The 19,237-nt window shown below is 58.9% G+C and carries 22 protein-coding genes; 5 read left to right on the top strand and 17 right to left on the bottom strand.

Annotation, left to right across the window (positions count from 1 at the left end; translation table 11 throughout):
- Positions 1-32 precede the first annotated feature (32 nt).
- The 12 genes from phnP to RTE01_RS24700 form a co-directional block, all read right to left on the bottom strand.
- On the bottom strand, positions 33-791 hold the full coding sequence (phnP, locus tag RTE01_RS24755) for a phosphonate metabolism protein PhnP (protein WP_041143658.1): 759 nt from the start codon (positions 789-791) through the stop codon (positions 33-35).
- A gap of 65 nt (positions 792-856) precedes the next feature.
- Positions 857-1,420, bottom strand: coding sequence for a ribose 1,5-bisphosphokinase (gene phnN / locus RTE01_RS24750; RefSeq protein ID WP_041143659.1), 564 nt, complete (start codon positions 1,418-1,420; stop codon positions 857-859).
- Entirely contained in the window at positions 1,420-2,556 is a 1,137-nt protein-coding gene (phnM, locus tag RTE01_RS24745; protein WP_134525135.1) for an alpha-D-ribose 1-methylphosphonate 5-triphosphate diphosphatase, read from the bottom strand. The genes phnN and phnM overlap by 1 nt, the downstream gene beginning before the upstream one ends.
- The gene (gene phnL, locus RTE01_RS24740; RefSeq protein ID WP_041143661.1) at positions 2,553-3,239 is read right to left on the bottom strand and encodes a phosphonate C-P lyase system protein PhnL; all 687 of its coding nucleotides are present in this window, start codon (positions 3,237-3,239) and stop codon (positions 2,553-2,555) included. Before phnL ends, phnM begins: the two co-directional genes overlap by 4 nt.
- A gap of 85 nt (positions 3,240-3,324) precedes the next feature.
- Positions 3,325-4,083: a phosphonate C-P lyase system protein PhnK gene (gene phnK, locus RTE01_RS24735; RefSeq protein ID WP_041143662.1), complete on the bottom strand. Its 759-nt coding sequence runs from the start codon at positions 4,081-4,083 to the stop codon at positions 3,325-3,327.
- Complete coding sequence (locus RTE01_RS24730) at positions 4,080-4,928, bottom strand: alpha-D-ribose 1-methylphosphonate 5-phosphate C-P-lyase PhnJ (protein WP_041143663.1); 849 nt, start codon at positions 4,926-4,928, stop codon at positions 4,080-4,082. The genes phnK and RTE01_RS24730 overlap by 4 nt, the downstream gene beginning before the upstream one ends.
- Complete coding sequence (locus RTE01_RS24725; RefSeq protein ID WP_041143664.1) at positions 4,921-5,985, bottom strand: carbon-phosphorus lyase complex subunit PhnI; 1,065 nt, start codon at positions 5,983-5,985, stop codon at positions 4,921-4,923. Before RTE01_RS24725 ends, RTE01_RS24730 begins: the two co-directional genes overlap by 8 nt.
- Complete coding sequence (phnH, locus tag RTE01_RS24720; RefSeq protein WP_041143665.1) at positions 5,985-6,569, bottom strand: phosphonate C-P lyase system protein PhnH; 585 nt, start codon at positions 6,567-6,569, stop codon at positions 5,985-5,987. Before phnH ends, RTE01_RS24725 begins: the two co-directional genes overlap by 1 nt.
- Positions 6,566-7,018 carry a phosphonate C-P lyase system protein PhnG gene (gene phnG, locus RTE01_RS24715; RefSeq protein WP_134525136.1) on the bottom strand — a complete coding sequence of 151 codons (453 nt, stop codon included), beginning with the start codon at positions 7,016-7,018 and terminating at the stop codon, positions 6,566-6,568. The genes phnH and phnG overlap by 4 nt, the downstream gene beginning before the upstream one ends.
- Positions 7,019-7,744 (bottom strand): phosphonate metabolism transcriptional regulator PhnF, encoded by a 726-nt coding sequence (phnF, locus tag RTE01_RS24710; protein ID WP_041143667.1) that lies wholly within the window; start codon positions 7,742-7,744, stop codon positions 7,019-7,021.
- 161 nt (positions 7,745-7,905) lie between these two features.
- Entirely contained in the window at positions 7,906-8,340 is a 435-nt protein-coding gene (yjdN, locus tag RTE01_RS24705) for a VOC family metalloprotein YjdN (protein WP_115194030.1), read from the bottom strand.
- A gap of 243 nt (positions 8,341-8,583) precedes the next feature.
- Positions 8,584-8,919, bottom strand: a complete 336-nt coding sequence (locus RTE01_RS24700) for a zinc ribbon domain-containing protein YjdM (protein ID WP_041143668.1) — start codon at positions 8,917-8,919, stop codon at positions 8,584-8,586.
- Positions 8,920-9,461: 542 nt separating this feature from the next.
- On the opposite strand from RTE01_RS24700, the gene proP reads away from it, so the two are divergent.
- Positions 9,462-10,964 (top strand): glycine betaine/L-proline transporter ProP, encoded by a 1,503-nt coding sequence (gene proP / locus RTE01_RS24695; protein WP_041143669.1) that lies wholly within the window; start codon positions 9,462-9,464, stop codon positions 10,962-10,964.
- A 65-nt stretch (positions 10,965-11,029) separates the two neighbouring features.
- On the opposite strand, the gene melR is transcribed toward proP, so the two are convergent.
- On the bottom strand, positions 11,030-11,968 hold the full coding sequence (gene melR, locus RTE01_RS24690; RefSeq protein ID WP_134525137.1) for a transcriptional regulator MelR: 939 nt from the start codon (positions 11,966-11,968) through the stop codon (positions 11,030-11,032).
- A 259-nt stretch (positions 11,969-12,227) separates the two neighbouring features.
- On the opposite strand from melR, the gene RTE01_RS24685 reads away from it, so the two are divergent.
- Both RTE01_RS24685 and melA read left to right on the top strand, forming a co-directional pair.
- Complete coding sequence (locus RTE01_RS24685) at positions 12,228-12,917, top strand: hypothetical protein (RefSeq protein WP_115193752.1); 690 nt, start codon at positions 12,228-12,230, stop codon at positions 12,915-12,917.
- Between the two features lie 397 nt (positions 12,918-13,314).
- Positions 13,315-14,661 (top strand): alpha-glucosidase/alpha-galactosidase, encoded by a 1,347-nt coding sequence (gene melA / locus RTE01_RS24675; RefSeq protein ID WP_076947074.1) that lies wholly within the window; start codon positions 13,315-13,317, stop codon positions 14,659-14,661.
- Between the two features lie 66 nt (positions 14,662-14,727).
- On the opposite strand, the gene cbpM is transcribed toward melA, so the two are convergent.
- The 3 genes from cbpM to RTE01_RS24660 all read right to left on the bottom strand — a co-directional run bounded on the left by cbpM (position 14,728) and on the right by RTE01_RS24660 (position 16,772).
- Positions 14,728-15,033, bottom strand: coding sequence for a chaperone modulator CbpM (gene cbpM / locus RTE01_RS24670; protein ID WP_041143674.1), 306 nt, complete (start codon positions 15,031-15,033; stop codon positions 14,728-14,730).
- A complete protein-coding gene (cbpA, locus tag RTE01_RS24665; RefSeq protein WP_076947073.1) occupies positions 15,033-15,950 on the bottom strand; it encodes a curved DNA-binding protein in 918 nt (305 codons plus the stop codon). The genes cbpM and cbpA overlap by 1 nt, the downstream gene beginning before the upstream one ends.
- Before the next feature lie 159 nt (positions 15,951-16,109).
- Positions 16,110-16,772, bottom strand: a complete 663-nt coding sequence (locus tag RTE01_RS24660) for a TerC family protein (RefSeq protein WP_076947072.1) — start codon at positions 16,770-16,772, stop codon at positions 16,110-16,112.
- Between the two features lie 235 nt (positions 16,773-17,007).
- Here RTE01_RS24660 and RTE01_RS24655 point away from each other — a divergent pair, with 235 nt between their 5' ends.
- Entirely contained in the window at positions 17,008-17,799 is a 792-nt protein-coding gene (locus RTE01_RS24655; protein WP_076947071.1) for a DsbA family protein, read from the top strand.
- Between the two features lie 89 nt (positions 17,800-17,888).
- Here RTE01_RS24655 and RTE01_RS24650 read toward each other — a convergent pair whose 3' ends face one another.
- On the bottom strand, positions 17,889-18,497 hold the full coding sequence (locus RTE01_RS24650; RefSeq protein WP_115193749.1) for a TetR/AcrR family transcriptional regulator: 609 nt from the start codon (positions 18,495-18,497) through the stop codon (positions 17,889-17,891).
- A gap of 116 nt (positions 18,498-18,613) precedes the next feature.
- On the opposite strand from RTE01_RS24650, the gene RTE01_RS24645 reads away from it, so the two are divergent.
- A complete protein-coding gene (locus tag RTE01_RS24645; protein ID WP_041143679.1) occupies positions 18,614-19,216 on the top strand; it encodes an NAD(P)H-dependent oxidoreductase in 603 nt (200 codons plus the stop codon).
- Positions 19,217-19,237: the final 21 nt, after the last annotated feature.

Below are 19,237 nucleotides of genomic sequence, written 5' to 3'. Positions count from 1 at the left end.
CGCTGCTTCCTCTGCTCGTGCCGGGGTCGGGCTTAATCCAGCACGATCTCCATACCGTCATAGCCCGCCTCAAACCCCGGCGGCAGCGCGTTGTCCATCATCCAGGCATCAAACTGGTGGCCGATATGGGTGAGAATGACCCGCGGGCAGCCCACGATCAGGTTGATAGCCCGCACCGTATTTAAATCGCAGTGGTTACGCGGGGTTTGCGGACGCGGCTCGTGGCTGCAGTCGATAATCATCGCCTGCGGCTGGTTATTGAGCAGGAACTTCAGCGTCTTCTCCGGCAGCCCGGCGGTATCCGACAGCCACGCCACGCGGCTGTGCGCCGACTCCAGCAGATAGCCGAACGTCAGCTTTGAATGGTTTAGCGGCAGCGGGGTCACCCTGAGCCCCTGCAGCTCGAACATCACAAAGGGCGCAACGGTATGGCTAAAATCCAGCAGCCCGGGATGCTTAAACAGATCGTCACAGCCGGCTTCATCCGGCGGACCAAAAACCGGGATCCGCGCGCCCACGCCCCAGCGCAGCGGGAACAGGCCCTGGACATGATCCATATGGTAATGGGTGAGCAAGATCTGCTGAAAAGTTCCGGCGGGCCAGCGCTCCATCAGGTCCGGCAGGCCGGCGTCCAGCAGGGTTACGGCGTGGTTGAACTTCACCGCCGCGCTGCAGGGGCGGCGGCGGTGGGCCTCATCAGTGCGGGCACGGCGACAGGCGGCGCAGTCGCAGCCGAAGACCGGCACCAGCTGGGCGCCGCCGGTGCCGGTTAAGCGGATAGTCAGGCTCATACCTCCTCCTCACAGCGCTTTTTTAAAACCAGGATGACCTGGCGTACCCTTCGCGTCGCTGACGGTCAGGCATGCTGATTCTCTTGCCTGGCGTAGCGGCGGCGCAGAAGCGTGAAGAACTGCTCCACCGATTGCCCGAGAGTGCCGTCGTTGTTGAGCGTCAGGCAGTCCGTTGGCGCGTAGCGCGCGGCGCGCTCAAGCCGCTGGGCGATCTCCGTTTCATTTTCCCGACCGCGCTGCTGCAGACGCTGGCGCAGCACGTCCGGCGTGACCTGCAGGCAGATAGGCAGCAGGGCGTCGGCGTAGCGCGCTCGGGCCTGCGCCAGATGCGCGCGGGAGCCGTTGGCCACCACGTCGAAACCGGCGTGCAGCCAGAGGTCAATTTCGATGCCAATGCCGTAGTAATTATTATTGGCGTGCCAGCTCAGCGCAAAAAGCTGGCGCTCGGCGCGGCTAAAAAACTCCTGCTTGCTGAGGGCGATATGGTTCTCGCTCCCGGCGTTAAAGGGGCGCGTAATATAGCGATGCGCAACCAGCAGCTGCGAGTGCTCGCGCTGGCGGAGCGCCGCCAGCAGACTATCTTTTCCTGAGCCGGAAGGCCCCACCAGCCAAATCAGTTTCCCGGACATTAGAAGACCCTCTTTCCTTGACGCCAGACGTGGTCGATATGCACATGCTCCCCGCGGCGATGGGCCAGCACGAGGTCGGCGCGTTTACCTTCGGCAATGGCACCGCGGTCGCCTAGCCCCAGCGCCTGCGCCGGATTTTTGCTCACCAGGCGAATCGCCTGCGGCAGCGTAAAGCGGTTGCCGTCGTCATCGGCGATGCGGAAGGCGGCATCCAGCAGGCTGGCGGGATAGTAGTCGGATGAGAGAATATCCAGCAGATTGTCGGCTGCCAGCCGGTGGGCGGCGACGTTGCCGGAGTGCGAGCCGCCGCGCACGATATTCGGCGCTCCCATCAGCACGTTCATGCCGTGCTGACGCGAGGCCTCAGCGGCGGCTAAGGTAGTGGGAAATTCGGCGATCACGCTGCCAAGCTGGTGCGATTCGACGACATGCTCACGGGTGGCGTCATCGTGGCTGGCGAGGGCAATCTTACGCTCGCGGCAGATGGCGGCGATAGTTTCGCGGTTCGGCTGTGACCAGGTCGCCGCCAGCGCCATCTGCTCCTCTTCGAAGCGGTCCATCTCTTCGTTGGTCAGATGATATTTCCCCTGGTAGTAATCGCGGTACTTGCTGCGGTCGGCGTACTGGCGCTGGCCCGGAGAGTGGTCCATCAGGGAGACCATGCTCACCGGCTCGCGGCCAACCAGCTTCTCAAACAGCGGCAGGGTGATGTGGTGCGGCAGCTCGCAGCGCAGGTGCAGGCGGTGCTCGGCGCGGTTAACGCCGCGCTTTTGCGTCTCCTCGATGGCGTTGATCATCTTTTCCAGATTCTCCAGCCGGTCGCCGCCGTCGCGGACGTCGCCGATGGCCACTGCATCCAGTACGGTGGTGATCCCGCTGGCGACCATCAGCGCATCGTGGCTGCTCATCGCCGAGTGGGCGGGCCAGTCAACCTTCGGGCGCGGGGTAAAAAACTTGTCCAGATTATCGGTATGCAGCTCGATAAGCCCCGGCAGCAGCCAGCCGCCCTCGCCGTCGATAGCCTGGGGCAGCTGGCTCTGGTTTTCGGCAAACGCGTAAATCTTGCCCTCCTGCACCTCCAGCGAACCGTCCACCACTTCATCTTCGAGAACCAGTTTTACGTTGTTGATAATCATGCTGTTATTCCCATCGGATGCAGCCGGTCGGCCACCAGGTTGCGTATCGTTTCATCATGAAAAATGCCGACGATAGCCGCGCCGCGCGCTTTAGCCTCGTTAATCAGCTCCACCACCGCGGCGCTGTTTTTGGCGTCGAGGGAGGCGGTAGGCTCGTCGAGCAGGAGGATCGGATAGTCAACGGCGAAGCCGCGGGCGATGTTGACCCGCTGCTGCTCGCCGCCGGAGAAGGTGGACGGGGCAAGGTGCCACAGGCGTTCCGGGACGTTCAGGCGCGTCAGCAGGCGCGCGGCCTTGGCGGCGCACGCTTCGCGCGGGACGCCGAGATCCAGTAGCGGCTGCATCACCACCTCCAGCGCCGAAATTCGCGGAATGACCCGCAGAAACTGGCTCACCCAGCCGATGGTGGTTTTACGCACTTCCAGCACCTTGCGCGCCGAAGCGCTCACCAGGTCAACCCACTCCTCGCCGTGGCGGACGTGAATATGTCCGGTGTCCGGCAGGTAGTTGGCGTACAGCGAGCGCAGCAGGGTAGATTTACCGCTGCCGGAGTGGCCGTGCAGCACCACGCACTCTCCGGCGTTAACCGTTAGCGAAGCGTCGGCGAGCACCGGCAGGCGGACGCCGTTTTGCTGATGCAGGACAAAGGTTTTATGTACGTTTTCAACGCGGATGGCGTTCATTTGTTGCCTCATAGTGCCTGAGTTTTCCCGGAGGCGACGCGACGCGCCCGTCCGGGCTACCTGACCCAGCGAATGTGTTCGTGGGCTAGTTCTGCAAGACCGACGACACCAGCAGCTGGGTATAGGGATGGTGCGGATCGTCGAGCACCCGGTCGGTTAAACCACTTTCCACCACCTGGCCCTGCTTCATCACCAGCAGGCGGTGAGCCAGCAGGCGCGCGACGCCGAGATCGTGGGTGACAATCACCACCGCGAGGTTCAGCTCCACCACCAGGCCGCGCAGCAGGTCGAGCAGGCGAGCCTGCACCGACACGTCCAGTCCGCCGGTGGGTTCATCCATAAACACCAGCTTCGGCTGGGTGACGAGATTGCGGGCGATCTGCAGGCGCTGCTGCATACCGCCGGAAAAGGTGGTCGGCAGGTCGTCGATGCGCGACGCCGGGATCTCCACCTCTTCCAGCCAGCGTCCGGCGGTAGCGCGAATATTGCCGTAGTGGCGCGCGCCGGTGGCCATCAGGCGTTCGCCGATATTGCCCCCCGCTGAGACCTGGCGCCGCAGGCCGTCCATCGGGTGCTGATGCACCACGCCCCACTCGGTGCGCAGCAGGCGGCGGCGATCCGCTTCGCTCATCGCGTACAGCGAGCGGCTGTGGTACAGCACCTCGCCCTGCTGCGGCGCGAGGCGCGCGGAGATGGCCTTCAGCAGGGTGGTTTTGCCGGAGCCGGACTCGCCGACGATGCCCAGCACTTCCCCCGGGAACAGCTCAAAAGAGACGTCGCTGAAGCCTTTGCCCGGCGCGTAGAGGTGGGTCAGGTTATTGACCGCAAGTAACGGTTGGCTCATTTTTGTTGCGCCTCGCTCTGTTGGCGGCAGTAGTCGGTATCGGAGCAGACAAACATGCGCTTGCCGCTGTCATCCAGCACCACTTCATCAAGATAGCTGTGGCGCGAGCCGCAGATGGCGCAGGGCTCATCCCACTCCTGGACGGTGAACGGATGATCGTCAAAATCGAGGCTTTCCACCGGCGTATAGGGCGGGACCGCGTAGATGCGCTTTTCGCGCCCGGCGCCGAACAGCTGCAGCGCCGGCATCATGTGCATTTTCGGGTTATCGAATTTCGGGATTGGCGACGGGTCCATCACGTAGCGGCCGTTGACCTTCACCGGGTAGGCGTAGGTGGTCGCAATGTGGCCGAAGCGGGCAATGTCTTCGTACAGCTTGACCTGCATCACGCCGTACTCTTCCAGCGCGTGCATGGTGCGGGTTTCGGTTTCGCGCGGCTCGATAAAGCGCAGCGGTTCCGGGATCGGCACCTGGAATATCAGGATCTGATCTTCCGTCAGCGGCGTTTCAGGGATCCGGTGGCGGGTCTGGATCAGCGTCGCGTCTTCGGTGCGCTCGGTGGTGGCGACGCCGGTCACGCGGGTGAAGAACTGGCGAATCGATACCGCGTTGGTGGTGTCGTCGGCGCCCTGGTCAATCACCTTCAGCACGTCGTTCTCGCCAATCACGCTGGCGGTCAGCTGGATACCGCCGGTCCCCCAGCCGTAGGGCATCGGCATTTCGCGGCCGCCGAACGGCACCTGATAGCCGGGGATGGCGACGGCTTTCAGAATGGCGCGGCGGATCATGCGCTTGGTTTGCTCATCAAGATAGGCGAAGTTATAGCCGGAGAGGGTATTAGCCACGTTCGTTCTCCCGTTGCAGGCGTTTCAGCAGCGCCAGTTCGGCCTGGAAATCGACATAGTGGGGCAGCTTAAGGTGCGACACGAAGCCCGCGGCCTCGACGTTATCGGCATGGGCCAGCACAAACTCTTCGTCCTGCGCCGGGCCGGCCGCCTCCTCGCCGTAGTCCGGCGCCTGGAGCGCGCGGTCAACCAGCGCCATCGCCATCGCTTTGCGCTCGCTCATGCCGAACGTCAGGCCGTAGCCGCGGGTGAAGTGCGGGGGCTCGTCTTGCGGGGCAACGAAGCCGTTGACCATTTCGCATTCGGTCATCAGCAGCTCGCCAATATTGACCGCAAACCCCAGCTCCTCCGGAACGATCTCTACCGCCACGTAGCCGCTGCGTATTTCACCGGCAAACGGGTGGTTGCGGCCGTAGCCGCGCTGGGTTGAGTAGGCCAGCGCCAGCAGATAGCCTTCGTCGCCGCGCACCAGCTGCTGCAGGCGCGATGAGCGCGAGCAGGGGTAAACCGGCGGGCTGCGGGTGATATCGTCAGGCTCGGCGAGGGTCTGCTGCTCTGCTTTCGCCAGCCCCTGCTGGACCAGCAGGTTAAAGACGTGCGGCGTGGCTTCCGGCGGCTGCTCGGCGGTTTTCAGCGCCGGCGCCTCACCGTTGGCCAGCAGGGTAAAATCGAGCAGGCGGTGGGTGTAATCGTAGGTCGGGCCGAGCATCTGGCCGCCGGGAATATCCTTATAGACCGCCGAAATTCGCCGCTCCAGGCGCATGTTAGCGGTATTTACCGGCTCGCTGACCGCCAGCCGCTGCAGGGTGGTGCGGTAGGCGCGGAGTAAAAAAATGGCCTCGACGCTGTCGCCGCTGGCCTGCTTGAGCGCCAGCGCCGCCAGCTCGCGGTCAGCGATGCCGCCTTCGGTCATCACCCGGTCAACCGCCAGGTTCAGCTGCTGGGTAATCTGTTCAACGCTAATTTCTGGAAGCCGTCCATCGCCTCGTCGTTTGTGTTCCTGAAGGGCGTGAGCGGCGACTATCGCCTTCTCACCGCCTTTGACGGCAACGTACATTAGCAAACCTCCACGTGGGTGGTGCGCGGGATGGCCAGCAGACGTTCTCCACAGGTCAGGATCAGGTCAATGCCTAAGGGGAACGGGTGCGGGCGCTCGGTCAGTTCATCAATGATGCAGTCCGGCAGCTGCGGGGCGATCATCCGCTCTTCGGCAATGCCGGCGCCGGTCAGACGCAGCATGCGCCCGCCGCTGAGGCTCGGGAGCTGGACGATCAGCGTTACGCCGGTTTCCGGGGCGACAACGGTGCCGGCGGAGAGCTCGTTCAGCTGTTCGGCGCTGATGCGCTCGTTGGTGACGGCAAAAACCGCCTGCTGCGGCTGCTCAACCAGCGGCGCGCCGGTATGAAAACGCAGGTTCTGGCCGACAAGATCGTTATGCAGCGCAGCGGTAAACCAGACCGGCGTGTCGCGATCGGCAAGCGTCAGCAGGAGGCTGGTCGAGGCGACGTTCAGCGGCTGCCAGCCGTGCTGAAGCTGCTGCAGGGAGACGATAACGCCCGGCTCGCTCATGGCTTTCAGCAGGCGACGAAAACTGTGTTGGGCATCCTGCGCCGGTAGGGTAAAGGCGGTTTGTAAGGTCATGCGTTATCTCCGCGAACCAGAGTGAAGAAATCGACCCGGCTGGCGTTGACCTCGGCGCGTCGGGCTTCAATGCGCGCGCTTCGTTGTTGTTCCAGCGGGGTAATCAGGGTTTCCATTAAGGAATGAAAGTGGTGTGGCGACTGCATCAAGGCGTCGATGGCCGCGCAGCGTTCGGCATGGGGGCGATCGCGCCCCAGTATCCAGCTGTAGCCGAGCGTACCGTCGGCGAGGCGGATCGCCGCCCGGGTCAGGGTGGCGTCACCGGCGAAGAAACGATCGCCGATGCCCCCCATGCGCGCCTGGAGCTGCACGAGGCCGGTCTCCGGAGCGCGAATGGATTCGTACTGCGGCGTCAGCTGCAGGGTCTGCATCCGCGCCAGAAGCTCCTGCGGTTCACTGTGGGCCAGCACGGACATCCAGCGCTGGCGGGTTGCGGTATCAAAGTGCATTCAGTGCTCCATGGTGAATTCGATCATGTCCGCCCGGGTGAGGCTGACGGAGTACTCCGTCGCGTTCTGCTCGCCGGGACGGTGGTTCAGGGTTCTTACGCACAGCAGCGGCGCCATGTTGGGGATCCCCAGAATGTTGCTCTCTTTGGCCTGCGCGCGGCGGGCGCTGATTTTGGTGCGCGCGCGGGTAAGCTCGACGTCCAGCTGCTGGCGCAGAAAATCGTGCAGTGAACCCTGGCTGAAGGTTTGCAGCGCGGGCCAGAAGCGCAGGTCGGTGAAGTAGTGGTCGATCAGGCACAGCGCGACGCCGTTCACCCGGCGCAGGGTGCGCAGATGGATGACGTTATCGCCTTCGTTGATCGCGAAGGCCTCGGCGACGTGGCTGCTGGCAGGGCGCAGCACCGACAGCAGCTTTTCGCTGGTCGGATGGCTTCCCTGCTCGAGTAGGTTCTGGCTGAAGCGCGCCTGGGCGTTCAGCGGATAGTCGATCGGCCGCATCAGCACCAGCACGCCGACGCCCTGACGGCGCTGAACCCAGCCGCGTTCAACCAGCTGGTCTATCGCCCGGCGCAGAGTATGGCGGTTGACCTCAAAACGGGTGGCCAGCTGCTGCTCCGCGGGCAAATAGTCGCCGCAGCGGTAGTGGTGACGAAGCTCTTGCTCTAGCCTGGCGGCAATTTCCTGATACCGGGTAGGATAACTGGTCGGATGTCTGGATAAGTACATGTCAGTCGAGCCTCACTAAGCAGAAGAAGGGATTTCCCTCTGAGAGTGGCCCGATCCTGACCTGTTTTTGTTACATTTCGGTTAAAACATAATGACCGCAGGATGAAGAGTTAGCGCAAAGGTGATGACAGGGCGGGGGAGCCCGCCCTGAGGGAGAGGCATTAAGGCTGCTTGACGACGTTCACCATCCACGGGATGCCGAAGCGATCGAAAACTTTGCCAAAACCGTGGGCCCAGAAGGTTTCCTGCCAGGCCATTTCGATACGTCCTTCTGCGGCGAGGCTGTCAAACCAGCGTTTACCTTCATCCAGGTCCTGTGTATCCAGCACCAGCGTGAAGCCGGCATAGCGTTCGCTGTCGCTGGTGGGGCTGTCGCCCAGCATCAGCTCGCTGCCCGCCACGCGCATGCTGGCGTGGGCAATACAGTCGGCGGCGAGATGCTGACCGGAGGGGCAGCCGTCCTCGGCATCCTGCATATTCTGCGGCATCTCGCCGTAGGTGATCTGCTGGACAAGCTCTGCGCCCAGCGCCTGCTGGTAGAACGCGATGGCCGCAGCGCAGTTGCCGCTGAAGGCGATATAGGGGCTTAAAGACATAATCATGACCTCAGATAACGATTGACCCATTAAGCGTAGAGGGTGGTTGGCGATTTAAGCCAGGCGGCGGCGTCAGGAGGTGGATGAGGACAATATCTGGCCTGCGCCAGGCGCGATGCGCTCGGCAGTCATCGCCGAGGAGGCGGGAAATAGGCGGGACGATAGCGCGGAGATATATTCGTTCATTTTCCCGGCCGGCGGCTGTGGCCGGGAAAATAACGATTCAGCGAAAAGGAAATAGCGTTAGTTCTTTTTGACGAACTCGGATTTGAGCTTCATCTGACCAAAACCGTCAATTTTGCAGTCGATGTTATGATCGCCTTCTACCAGGCGGATATTCTTCACTTTAGTGCCGATTTTCAGCATCGAAGAGCTACCTTTAACCTTCAGATCTTTAATCACGGTGACGCTGTCGCCATCGACGAGTAAATTGCCGTTGGCATCTTTCACCGTCAGCGCATCATTATCTTCCGCCGGCTCGGCATTGTTCCATTCATGGGCGCATTCCGGGCAGATAAACATGCCGTTGTCTTCATAGGTGTACTCAGAATGGCATTTAGGACACTGTGGGAGTTGCATGGCGTTCCTCATGATTACTGTATAAAACAGGCCGTTGGCCCATTAAAAGGCGGCTGATAGCCGAAAGTGATTGCTATTATAGCGCAGTGACGGCCATTTGTCGGCCACTTTTTCCGATAGTACCGCTGCGGGAATATTCTCTTTATCGATCAAAAATCAGCAATATTCGATGTGCTGCCGGAGGCGGGATATCCAAAAATAAATCACTGCCTGTGCATATTCATTGAACTTATTAATGCCGCCTGGCTCTGTAATATGGCGAACAATTTTTCGTGAAGTTGATCCCAAATTTAAACGCTGTTAGGGTAAAAAGGCGAGTTCGTAAATTCATCAGGTCTATTCGTAGCTCTATTTATTGTTTCATTTACGCCAGAGCAGGCGTCAACAGGTTCGGTTGTACGGACTGTCAGCAGACAGTGCAGGCAAACCTGCTACGCTTGAAAAGAGGAGCACAGCAATTGGCCGCTCCCAACGCACGACGCAAACGGTATTGCCGTTTGGCGGAGATCTGTGCGCTCACGGCGAAGCTTTAGAGGAAAATTATGCTTAAAAGGAAAAAAGTAAAGCCAATCACTCTGCGGGATGTGACCATCATTGACGATGGCAAGCTGAAAAAAGCGATCACCGCAGCGTCGCTGGGTAATGCGATGGAGTGGTTCGATTTCGGCGTGTATGGCTTCGTGGCGTACGCCTTAGGTAAAGTCTTCTTCCCCGGTGCCGATCCCAGCGTGCAGATGATTGCCGCGCTAGGGACATTCTCCGTTCCGTTCCTGATTCGTCCGCTAGGCGGCCTGTTCTTTGGCATGCTCGGCGATAAGTACGGTCGACAAAAGATTCTGGCGATAACCATCGTTATCATGTCGATAAGTACTTTCTGTATTGGTCTTATTCCGTCGTACGCGTCGATTGGTATCTGGGCCCCGATTCTGCTGCTGCTGTGTAAGATGGCGCAGGGCTTCTCGGTGGGCGGAGAGTACACCGGCGCCTCAATCTTCGTCGCCGAATACTCGCCTGACCGTAAGCGCGGCTTTATGGGCAGCTGGCTGGACTTCGGTTCCATTGCCGGGTTTGTCCTCGGCGCGGGCGTGGTCGTGCTGATTTCAAGCGTTGTCGGCGAGGAGAACTTCCTCAGCTGGGGCTGGCGCCTGCCGTTCTTCCTCGCGCTGCCGTTAGGGCTTATTGGTCTTTATCTGCGTCACGCTCTGGAAGAGACTCCGGCGTTCCAGCAGCACGTTGAAACCCTGGAGCAGGGCGACCGCGAAGGGCTGCAGGACGGTCCGAAGGTCTCGTTCAAAGAGATTGCAACCAAACACTGGCGTAGCCTGCTGACCTGTATCGGTCTGGTGATTTCCACCAACGTGACCTACTACATGCTGCTGACCTATATGCCGAGCTACCTGTCGCATAACCTGCACTACTCGGAAGATCACGGGGTGCTGATTATCATCGCGATTATGGTCGGGATGCTGTTTGTGCAGCCGGTTATCGGGATGCTCAGCGACCGCTTCGGCCGTCGTCCGTTTATCCTGATTGGTAGCGTGGCGCTGTTCGCGCTGTCGATTCCGGCCTTTATCATGATTAACAGCAACGTTATTGGCCTGATTTTCGGCGGTCTGCTGCTGCTGGCGGTGGTGCTTAACTGCTTTATCGGGGTGATGGCTTCTTCGCTGCCCGCGATGTTCCCGACCCATATCCGCTTCAGCGCGCTGGCCAGCGCCTTTAACATTTCGGTGCTGGTTGCCGGTCTGACGCCAACTCTGGCGGCCTGGCTGGTGGAAACCACGCAGAACCTGATGATGCCGGCCTACTATCTGATGGTGATTGCGGTGATTGGTCTGATGACCGGCCTGACGATGAAGGAGACGGCGAACCGTCCGCTGAAAGGGGCGACGCCTGCGGCTTCGGATATTCAGGAAGCGAAAGAGATCCTCGGCGAGCACTACGACAACATCGAAAACAAAATCGAAGATCTCGATCAGGAAATTGCCGATTTGCAGGAAAAACGTTCCCGTCTGGTGGATCAGCACCCGCGAATTAACGACTGATTAATTTGCCTGGAATGTGAAAAATGCCGCCGCGGGCCTCCCCCGGCGGCATTTTTTATGGCCGTTTAGGCCTCATTCGGCGGCAGGTTCTGTCGGCGCTGCTGGCTGAGCCGGCGGTACTGCTGCGGCGGCATGCCGACGTACTTGCTAAAGGTGCTGTAGAAGCGGCTGCTGGAACGAAAGCCGGCGGTCAGGGCGATATCCAGGATAGTTTTATCGGTATCGCTGAGCAGGGCGCGGACGTGGTTAATGCGCATGGCGGTGATGTACTGCTTCATGGTCTGCTGCATCACCCGTTGAAAAATGCCCATCGCGTAGTTGGGGTTGAGCTTAACGTGTTCGGCAACCGCATCGACGGTCAGCGCCCGATCGTAGTGCGCGGCGATAAATTCGAGCATCTGGCTGACGTAAAACTGCGCGTGCCGCGAGACGCTGTGCTTGTGCGTGCGCGAGGTTTTGTTGACCAGAATCGGCTGCCAGCCTGAGAGGCTAAAGCGCTTGAGCATCAGGGCGATCTCTTCGATAGCCAGCTGGCGGATCTGCTCGTTGTCGCTGGCGAGCTCCTGCTGCCAGCGCTGGACTTCAAAGACGCTAAGCTGCTGCGCCGCGAGAGATTTAATGACCATGCCGTGGGTGACGTTGTTGATAAGCTCCCGGTCCAGCGGCCAGGACAAAAACAGATGCATCGGCAGGTTAAAGATGGCCATCTGCCGGCAGCTGCCGGGACGGGTGAGCTGATGCGGCGTACAGGCCCAGAACAGGCTGATATAGCCCTGCCTGATGCTCACCACCTCGTTGTTAATCAGATACTCCACGTCGCCGTCGAAGGGGACGTTAACCTCTACCTGACCGTGCCAGTGGCTGGTGGTCATGGCGTGCGGGGTGCGCAGCTCGATATCCATGCGCTGGTACTCCGAATAGAGCGCCAGCGGACTGCGGGTATTTTTCTCGTCGCTGCTGCTCATATGCGGGTCGGGAGGCTGCGGCGTAAGGTTTTTTCCCATAGGGCTTTGGATTCCTGAATCGTCATAGCTGCTGTTTTTTGCACCGATATGCGCCTATCTTAGCGGATCCAATCGCCCGTTTTCTCTGCTTTTTCGCCATTTTGTTCCCGAAAGCTCAGATTTTGTGGCGGGTAACTATGGGGTATGCGGATTTTTTTCATGCTGAGCATCGCGTTACCCTGTATTCGACGATTTACAGAACACTTCCCCCTTGATAAAAATCATCGTTGGACTTAATGAGAATTAGCATGGAGACGCTATGTACTACAGCAATGAAGTCATAAGATATTTGCAGTCTAATAAAATCCTCGCACTGAAGTTCGACCGCGCATTAACGGGTGTCGGAAAGGCTGTATCAAGTCATATTGAAACGACGGGGGCCGGTGCAAAACGCGCGCTGTACTACACATCCTGTTTTACTGATGAATATCAGGACGTTTGTCAGCAACAAAAGGCCGAAGATATACGCTTCAGGAATGGCGTTATTTATCTTATTGAGCATGGGAATGTTGTCTATGATATGCTTAAAATATATTTTTCAGAACTATTTAAATACAAAACCTCCGCTCAGATAGAACACATCAAGAAAATGTTAATGGCGGTTAATGTGCATATCGCCGCAAGCTCGCTGACAAGCGCAGGATTCGCGTTAGCGACGGCCTCTGCTATCGCCATCGGTATGAACCTAAGCCTTGATATGAGCGCCTTAGCAGGGGGCAGAGCTGCGGGGGTTGTAGCAGGGTTTGGCGTATATGGCGTCGTACAGAAGGCGGCGGATAGCGCTCATCGCCTTCATTATATCTATCCGTCCTATTACGCTGCGCTGTATGCACAAGAGCTGGAAATGATGTATTTCCTGGTAGAGCCACTGTTTGAGCGGGCAGGCGCGTTTAAGCAAGCAACATCAGATGAGGGCATTGCTGACATCATCACCAGGATGGTTCGATAATCATGATCAATTTTATTAAACGGTTTTTTAGGCGGATATTCAGAACGTTGGTTTCGTATTACGGACCCAGCGTATTAACAATCATATTCGCACTGTTACAGGGCTTATTATTCCCGGACTCTCCAGTCTGGCTTATACCTGCATTTTTCATATTCATGATATTTATATTTTATCGCTATGCGAAATGATGCTCTTCAAAAATTAGGCTTCGCTTAATCAGTAGATTAAAGCATCCATTTTCTCTGCTTTTTCGCCATTTTGTTCCCGAAAGCTCAGATTTTGTGGCGGGTAACGGTCGATCTGAGTTTCCGGGAGTGCTCTGCCGGGAAGAGGGCAGCGCGCGGCGCGTCCGGCATGTCACTCTGCGGATGTCTAATGACTTTACGGAGAGAGCACTATGTCTGCCCCAAAAATTACCTTTATCGGCGCTGGCTCAACGGTTTTCGTTAAAAATATTCTCGGCGACGTTTTTCAACGCCCGGCGCTGAGATCGGCCCATATCGCGCTGATGGATATCGACGCCAACCGGCTGGAAGAGTCGCATATCGTGGTGCAAAAGCTGATGGACTCGGTCGGCGCTCACGGAGAAATTAGCTGCCATCGCGACCAGAAAGCCGCGCTGATGGACGCGGATTTTGTGGTGGTCGCTTTCCAGATCGGTGGCTACCAGCCGTGTACGGTAACCGATTTTGAGGTCTGCAAGCTGCACGGGCTGGAGCAGACCATCGCCGATACGCTCGGGCCGGGCGGGATCATGCGGGCGCTGCGGACGATTCCGCACCTGTGGCGCATCTGTGACGATATGACCGAGGTCTGCCCGAACGCGACGATGCTGAACTACGTCAACCCGATGGCAATGAACAGCTGGGCGATGTACGCGCGCTATCCGCATATCAAGCAGGTCGGCCTGTGCCATTCCGTACAGGGAACGGCGGAGGAGCTGGCGCACGACCTCGACCTTGACCCGGCGGATCTGCGCTACCGCTGCGCCGGGATTAACCACATGGCGTTCTACCTGTCGCTGGAGAAAAAGACGGGGGACGGCAGCTATGTCAGCATCTATCCGGATATGCTGCAGGCCTTTGCCGAAGGGCGTGCGCCGAAGCACCGCGAGAACTCGCGCTGCCAGAATATTGTTCGCTATGAGATGTTCAAAAAGCTGGGCTACTTCGTGACGGAATCATCGGAGCACTTCGCGGAATATACCCCGTGGTTTATCAAGCCGGGGCGTGAAGACCTGATCGCTCGCTACCAGGTGCCGCTGGACGAATATCCGAAGCGCTGCGTGGAGCAGGTGGCGAACTGGCATAAAGAGCTGGAGACGTATAAAACCAGCGATCGCATCGACATTAAGCCCTCGCGGGAATACGCCAGCACGATTATGAACGCGATCTGGACCGGCGAGCCGAGCGTGGTGTACGGCAACGTGCGCAACGACGGGCTGATCGACAACCTGCCGCAGGGGTGCTGCGTGGAGGTCGCCTGCCTGGTGGACGCCAACGGTATTCAGCCCACCAAAGTTGGCAAGCTGCCCGCACATCTGGCGGCGATGATGCAAACCAACATCAACGTTCAGACCCTGCTGACCGAGGCGATCCTCAGCGAAAACCGCGATTACGTCTATTACGCGACGATGATGGATCCGCACACCGCGGCGGTGCTGGGGATCGAGGAGATCTATGCGCTGGTGGACGATCTGATTGCCAGCCACGGCGAGTGGCTGCCCGAGTGGGTCCGGCGTTAACTCAAACCTCAAACCTCAAACCTCAAACCAAACCCGGCCAGGCGCAGCGCCTGGCGGGCTGAGGGGTTAGCTGTGGGTCAGAAAGCGCGCCAGCTGCTGGTGCAGCAGCCGGTTTTCGCGGGTCAGGCGCGCGTTCTCATCCAGCAGCGTCAGCGCCACGGCGATGCCGGGCCAGTCCAGTTCCAGCTCGCGGCGCAGGCGCACCGCGCGGTGCATGATCGTTACCGCGCTGTCATCGAACAGCCAGACCTCGGTTTGCGGCTGGCGCGGTTCAATCATCCCCAGGCCGACAATTTCGCTAAGCTCGTCCTCAGAAATGCCGGTATGCAGACAAAACTCGGTGATTGAGAACGTCACTGTCATCTTAGCCATTATGCTTTCCCCCATGTTTTACGCGGCTCAAAGCTCGCCTCTACTTCCGCGAGCTGCTGCCAGAGCGCGCTGGCTTTTTCATTTGGTTTCGGCGGCATAACGATTTTTATCACCGCAAACAGGTCGCCGGTGGCGGTTTTGCTCGCCAGCCCCTTGCCTTTGATCCGCAGGCGTTGCCCCGGCTGGCTGCCCGGGGGGATTGTCAGCAGGATGCTCTCTTTGAGGGTGGGGACCGTCACCTTAGTGCCCAGCGCGGCTTCCCACGGGGCCAGCGGCAGGACGATTTCCAGGTTATGACCCACGATATCGAACAGCGGATGCGGGGCCAGATGGATAACCAGCCACAGGTCGCCATTCGGGCCGCCGTTTTCGCCCGGCGTCCCCTGGCCCTTCAGGCGGATGCGCTGGCCGTCGCTGACGCCAGCCGGGATTTTTACGTTCAGCGTTTTAGGCGTCTCGCTCTCGACCATGCCGAAAATGTTATACACCGGCAGCCTGTAGCTGATGGTTCGGGTCTGCTCGGCGAGGGTCTCTTCGAGGAACATCGCGACTTCGATTTCTAAATCGTGGCCGCGTGCGGCCTGCTGGCGCCGGGCGTGGTGTGCCTGTTGGCCAAACATCGATGAGAAGATGTCGTCGAAGTCCTGCTGGCTGTAGTTCTGCTCGTGGGAGGCCTGCTGTTGGCCAAAGTGCGGGTCGTTGCGGTGCTGCCAGAGCTCATCGTACTCGGCTCGGCGCTGCTCATCTTTCAGCACCTCCCAGGCTTCGGCAAGATCTTTAAACTGGGCTTCAGCATCGCTCTCTTTGCTGACGTCGGGGTGATATTTACGAGCCAGGCGACGGTAGGCGGTCTTAATGGTTTTGAGATCGTCCGTTGGCTTAACCCCTAAAATGGCATAATAATCCTTTAATTCCATATCGTTATCTCATCTTTACAGAATGGGGTGGTAACAACTTTCCCATTAAGCTTAGGGCAAATGAGCAGGCGCGTGAGAGGAATGTGCCTGAAACTTGACGCCGTCGGGATCGACGGCGAAAGAGGGTGCGATGGGCGACCCGTCGGCCTGAATTTTACGCTAGCTTCGGCGCAGCCCTTCCGCCAGCACCAGCCCGGCGCCAACGGCCCCGGCGATGGTCGGGAGCGCGTCCGGCGCCGTGGGGAACAGGCGAATAATAGTCGGGTCGGTGACCAGCATGGCGCCGGCAATCCAGCCGATTAACGCGCCGCCGAGCAGGACAACGGATGGAAAACGGTTCAGTATCGCCAGCACCAGCTTACTGCCCGCGACGATAATCGGAATGCTGATCAGCACCCCCAGCGCCACCAGCAGCAGGTGGCCTTTGCCGGCGGCGGCTACGGCCAGGACGTTATCGAGGGACATAATGACGTCCGCCACCGTGATGGTGACGGCGGTGCGCCACAGGCTGCCGGAACTGCTGACCTCTTCGTTCTCCTCCTGATTGGCGACCAGCTTGATACCAATCCACAGCAGCAGCACCGCGCCGACTATTTTTAGCCACGGTAATGAGAGCAGATAGATGGCCACGGCCAGCAGCAGCACGCGGGCCACGATGGCGCCAAAGGTGCCGATAACGATCGCTTTGGTCCGCAGGTGCGGCGGCAGCTTGCGGCAGGCCATGGCAATCACCACCGCGTTATCGCCGCCAAGCAGCAGGTCGATAGCGATGATTTGCAGCAAAATAACGGTAAAATCCCACTGAATAACTAGCTCGTTCATGCCTGACTCATCTAACCGGGAATACGCCCTTCCCGAGGATAAAAGGAGGGAAAAGCGTACCCTCGTTCGTCCGCGTTGACCACCGTTAGGGCGAATATGAACGGCGGCACGGCTGCCCTGGATTGAAAAATAAAGTTACGAATCAATGTATCGCCTGATGATTATTCGCCGGTAAAGGATGCTACTTTGTCTCAACAGACTCACCTGCCGTTTACCTATCGCAAGGATCATCCTCATGTCCGGCTCTAAAAAAATAGTGACCATCGCCTTGATTGGCGCCACGCTGCTTCCGGCCCTGGCTATGGCGGCTGACGCCCCCGCTGCCACCTTTACGCCGGAGCAGGAAGCCCGCATCGGCAAAATTGCGGCGGATTATTTAGTCGCCCATCCGGAGGTTCTGCTGCAGGCAAGCCAGAAGCTGCAGCAGATTCAGCAAGAGCAGCAGGCCAGCGCCGCGACCCAGGCGGTCATTAAGAATCAGGCCGCGCTGACGCAGGATAAAAATACGCCGACCTACGGACCGGCGGATGGCAAGGTCACGGTTATCGAATTCTTTGATTACCAGTGCATTTACTGTAGCCGTCTGGCGCCGGTGATGGCTCAGGTGATTAAGGAAAATCCGCAGACCCGTTTTGCTTTTAAAGAGTGGCCTATTTTCGGCAGCCGCTGGGAAACGTCGCTGACCGCGGCGAAAACCGGTCTGCAAATCTATCAGCAGAAGGGGGCGGAAGCCTACCTGACCTACCATAACGGGATTTATGCCACCGGGCATAACGAGGGCAAGCTGACGGCGGCGGATATTCAGCAGCAGGTGAAGAAGGTCAACTTCGACGCGAAGAAGGCCGCCGACGTTGAGCCAGCGCTTGAGGCGACTAACGAGCTGGCGCAGGCCATCGGTTTAAGCGGCACGCCGGGCGTTATCGTGATGCCGACGACCGGCGCCACGGAGGCGAATATTACCGTCTTCCCGGGCCTGGCGGATAAAGACTCGCTGGATGCGGCGATTAAGAAAGCCGGCGGTAGCTGATTGCCGGGCGGCGCCGCGAGCATGATTTAATGCGATGGCGCCGCGTTCGCTGTTCGCAAAGCGGCGTTTCTGTCTGAATCGTCCGAGCGCTATTTGGCGACAGGCTCTGGGCAGCACCGATTTAGCATGGACATAATGACCTGGAACAGCTCGTTTTTTGCCTGCTGTTCGGTGATTACGCCGCTCACGACGGCGGTGGATAAACCTTCCGCTGAGCCGATCGTCGCCAGAATCGTCGCATCGCTGAGTGGCTGCCCGCCGCAGAGCGGAGCGAACAGTTCGCGGCACTTCAGGGTAAAGGCCGCCGTGTACTCCTGCTTAATTTTTTCCAGCTCCGGCGTACCGGCCAGTGCGGCCATGACGCTGGGCATTTCGCGTCCCTGAAGCAGCACGCATTCAATGTATGACGTTGCGATCACCGACGCGAGCTTCTCCGCGTCCGGCTCCGTTTTGCGCAGGATCTCGTCCATTAGCGCCGTCTGTCGGCGATCGAACTCCCGGTAAAGGGTGGCAAAAAGCCCGGAACGGCTGTCAAAATGATCGTAAACCACCGGTTTTGTCACCCCGGCCTTTTTGGCCAGATAGCCGAGGGTCAGCGCTTCCGTCCCTTCTTCGCGAATAATACGCCACGCGACGTCCACCAGCTGTGTATGCCGCTCTTCTCTGGATAAACGCTGCCGCACAAGTGGTTCAGCCATTAGACGCATTCTCCCGTTGACATGCTTATATACCAAAGGTAAGTTACCATTGGTAGGTTACTCTTAGTATATAAGACTACTTCTGATAACGTCATCTGGCAACCGGAGTCTGCGTCATGCATGCATTAATTGTGGTATCTCATCCTCTTCCTGATTCGCTGACCCACAGCGTCGCGACGGCGATTGCGCAAGGGATTGCCGAATCCGATCCGCAGAATAGTTCTGAACTCGCCGACTTAACGCAGGAGGGCTTTAATCCGACGTTCACTGCCGAAGATATGGCGGCTTTTCACCTCACCGGCGCGACGCCCGCTGAGGTGGTTGCGGAACAGTCCCGAATCGATAAGGCCGACGCGCTGGTGCTGGTTTTCCCCGTTTACTGGTGGTCAATGCCGGGACTGCTTAAGGGCTGGATCGACCGCGTGTTTTCAAACGGCTGGGCCTATGAAGAGACGGCCGACGGCAACGTTGTCAAGAAGCTGGGCCGCCTACGGGTTCATCTGGTGGCATTAGGGGCCGCAAGCCAAAAAACCTACGATACTCACGGGTTTACCGATGCGTATAACGCGCAAATCGTGCACGGGATTTTTGACTACTGCGGCGCTACGGTGGTGAGTTCTGAGATGCTGCTGCTGCCGGATCTGGGCACGGCGGAAGCGCACCTGGAGATGGGGCACCGGCTGGGACAGGGCGTTTTTAGCCGGGGCAATAGAACCTAGTTCGATGGAGAGTCCGACTGC

It is taken from the genome of Klebsiella terrigena (assembly GCF_006539725.1).
In the GTDB taxonomy this organism is placed as follows: domain Bacteria; phylum Pseudomonadota; class Gammaproteobacteria; order Enterobacterales; family Enterobacteriaceae; genus Klebsiella; species Klebsiella terrigena.
The sequence above is the reverse complement of the archived record's forward strand: the minus strand, read 5'-3'. Positions and strand labels throughout refer to the sequence as shown.

Coding starts and splice junctions, on each gene's coding strand:
- phnP (WP_041143658.1), bottom strand. CDS start 791: ATGAGCCTGACTATCCGCTTAACCGGCACCGGCGGCGCCCAGCTGGTG.
- RTE01_RS24660 (WP_076947072.1), bottom strand. CDS start 16,772: ATGAACGAGCTAGTTATTCAGTGGGATTTTACCGTTATTTTGCTGCAA.
- RTE01_RS24650 (WP_115193749.1), bottom strand. CDS start 18,497: ATGGCTGAACCACTTGTGCGGCAGCGTTTATCCAGAGAAGAGCGGCAT.
- RTE01_RS24645 (WP_041143679.1), top strand. CDS start 18,614: ATGCATGCATTAATTGTGGTATCTCATCCTCTTCCTGATTCGCTGACC.
- phnL (WP_041143661.1), bottom strand. CDS start 3,239: ATGAACGCCATCCGCGTTGAAAACGTACATAAAACCTTTGTCCTGCAT.
- phnM (WP_134525135.1), bottom strand. CDS start 2,556: ATGATTATCAACAACGTAAAACTGGTTCTCGAAGATGAAGTGGTGGAC.
- phnH (WP_041143665.1), bottom strand. CDS start 6,569: ATGACCTTACAAACCGCCTTTACCCTACCGGCGCAGGATGCCCAACAC.
- yjdN (WP_115194030.1), bottom strand. CDS start 8,340: ATGTCTTTAAGCCCCTATATCGCCTTCAGCGGCAACTGCGCTGCGGCC.
- RTE01_RS24655 (WP_076947071.1), top strand. CDS start 17,008: ATGTCCGGCTCTAAAAAAATAGTGACCATCGCCTTGATTGGCGCCACG.
- RTE01_RS24685 (WP_115193752.1), top strand. CDS start 12,228: ATGTACTACAGCAATGAAGTCATAAGATATTTGCAGTCTAATAAAATC.
- cbpM (WP_041143674.1), bottom strand. CDS start 15,033: ATGGCTAAGATGACAGTGACGTTCTCAATCACCGAGTTTTGTCTGCAT.
- melA (WP_076947074.1), top strand. CDS start 13,315: ATGTCTGCCCCAAAAATTACCTTTATCGGCGCTGGCTCAACGGTTTTC.
- melR (WP_134525137.1), bottom strand. CDS start 11,968: ATGGGAAAAAACCTTACGCCGCAGCCTCCCGACCCGCATATGAGCAGC.
- proP (WP_041143669.1), top strand. CDS start 9,462: ATGCTTAAAAGGAAAAAAGTAAAGCCAATCACTCTGCGGGATGTGACC.
- RTE01_RS24700 (WP_041143668.1), bottom strand. CDS start 8,919: ATGCAACTCCCACAGTGTCCTAAATGCCATTCTGAGTACACCTATGAA.
- phnF (WP_041143667.1), bottom strand. CDS start 7,744: ATGTACTTATCCAGACATCCGACCAGTTATCCTACCCGGTATCAGGAA.
- phnG (WP_134525136.1), bottom strand. CDS start 7,018: ATGCACTTTGATACCGCAACCCGCCAGCGCTGGATGTCCGTGCTGGCC.
- cbpA (WP_076947073.1), bottom strand. CDS start 15,950: ATGGAATTAAAGGATTATTATGCCATTTTAGGGGTTAAGCCAACGGAC.
- RTE01_RS24725 (WP_041143664.1), bottom strand. CDS start 5,985: ATGTACGTTGCCGTCAAAGGCGGTGAGAAGGCGATAGTCGCCGCTCAC.
- phnK (WP_041143662.1), bottom strand. CDS start 4,083: ATGAGCCAACCGTTACTTGCGGTCAATAACCTGACCCACCTCTACGCG.
- phnN (WP_041143659.1), bottom strand. CDS start 1,420: ATGTCCGGGAAACTGATTTGGCTGGTGGGGCCTTCCGGCTCAGGAAAA.